At 62.1% G+C, this 1,774-nt stretch carries 2 protein-coding genes; both read left to right on the plus strand.

Annotated features, from left to right (window positions below; translation table 11 throughout):
- The first annotated feature begins 109 nt into the window (after positions 1–109).
- Positions 110–1,483: a pyruvate dehydrogenase complex E1 component subunit beta gene (locus tag A2I95_RS35305; RefSeq protein WP_291737226.1), complete on the plus strand. Its 1,374-nt coding sequence runs from the start codon at positions 110–112 to the stop codon at positions 1,481–1,483.
- 11 nt (positions 1,484–1,494) lie between these two features.
- A partial coding sequence (locus tag A2I95_RS35310) for a biotin/lipoyl-containing protein (protein ID WP_291737227.1) occupies positions 1,495–1,774 on the plus strand: 280 nt, incomplete at its 3' end.

Here is a 1,774-nt window from a genome sequence, read left to right on the forward strand (position 1 = left end):
GCCGAGGCCCTGCCGCCTCAGGATTACCCCGGCATTGGGCGCTGCGCCTATGTCGAGGACGGTCAAGGCAACATCGTCGGAATGATCACTCCTGCGGAGAGCAACTGATATGGCAACCGAAATTCTTATGCCCGCCCTGTCGCCGACCATGGAAGAAGGCACCCTGGCCAAATGGCTGGTCAAGGAAGGCGATACCGTGAACTCCGGCGACATTATGGCCGAGATCGAAACCGATAAGGCGACGATGGAGTTCGAAGCCGTCGACGAAGGCATCGTCGGCAAGATCCTGATCGGTGAAGGCACCGAAGGCGTGAAGGTGAACACACCCATCGCCGTGCTGGTCGAAGACGGCGAAACCTATAACGCCTCCGCAGCACCTGCCGCAGCCAGCGAAGCGCCGGCGGCCGAGGCACCTTCGGCGCCCGCAGCCCCCGCCGCTGCTGCCGCGCCTGCGCCGGTCGCATCCGTGACCCTGGAACCGGACTACCCGGAAGGCACCGAAATGGTGCAGACCACGGTCCGCGAAGCCCTGCGCGACGCCATGGCCGAGGAAATGCGCCGCGACGAAGACGTGTTCCTGATGGGCGAGGAAGTCGCCGAATATCAGGGCGCCTACAAGATCTCCCAGGGTCTGTTGGATGAATTCGGCGCCAAGCGGGTGATCGACACGCCGATCACCGAACACGGTTTTGCCGGCATCGCCACCGGTGCGGCCTTCGGAGGCCTGCGCCCGATTGTCGAGTTCATGACCTTCAACTTCGCCATGCAGGCGATTGATCACATCATCAACTCGGCGGCCAAGACGCTTTATATGTCCGGCGGCCAGATGGGCGCCCCGATGGTGTTCCGCGGCCCCAATGGTGCTGCCGCCCGCGTCGGCGCCCAGCACTCCCAGGACTATGCCGCCTGGTACATGCAGATCCCGGGCCTGAAAGTTGTGATGCCCTACTCGGCATCTGACGCCAAGGGTCTGATGAAAACCGCGATCCGCGACAACAACCCGGTGATCTTCCTTGAGAACGAGATCCTTTATGGCCGCGCCTTCGACGTGCCCAAGCTGGACGATTACACTGTGCCCTTCGGCAAGGCCCGGATCTGGCGGGAAGGCACCGACGCGACCATCGTTTCCTTTGGCATCGGCATGACTTATGCGCTGGAAGCGGCTGATAAACTTGCAGAAGACGGCATCTCAGCCGAGGTCATCGACCTGCGCACCATCCGCCCTATGGACCTGCCCACGGTGATCGCATCCGTGCAGAAGACAAACCGTCTGGTCACGGTCGAGGAAGGCTGGCCGCAGGGTTCGGTCGGCAGCTACATCGCCTCGGAAGTGATGCAACAGGCCTTCGATTACCTCGATGCGCCGATCATCACCTGCACCGGCAAGGACGTGCCCATGCCCTATGCAGCCAATCTCGAACGCCACGCGCTGATCACCACGGATGAGGTGGTCGCAGCCGTGAAGCAAGTGACCTACCGGTAAGGAGCCTCAAGATGCCCACTGAAATCCTGATGCCCGCGCTGTCCCCCACCATGGAGGAAGGCACCCTTGCCAAATGGCTGGTCAAGGAAGGCGACACTGTCTCCTCCGGCGACCTGCTGGCCGAGATCGAAACCGACAAGGCCACCATGGAATTCGAAGCCGTGGACGAAGGCGTCGTCGGCAAGATCCTGGTGCCCGAAGGCTCTGAAGGCGTGAAGGTCAACACGCCGATTGCGGTGCTGCTGGAAGACGGCGAAAGCGCTGATGACATCGGCACAGCTTCCGCACCCG

This window comes from Leisingera sp. F5, from assembly GCF_001593695.1.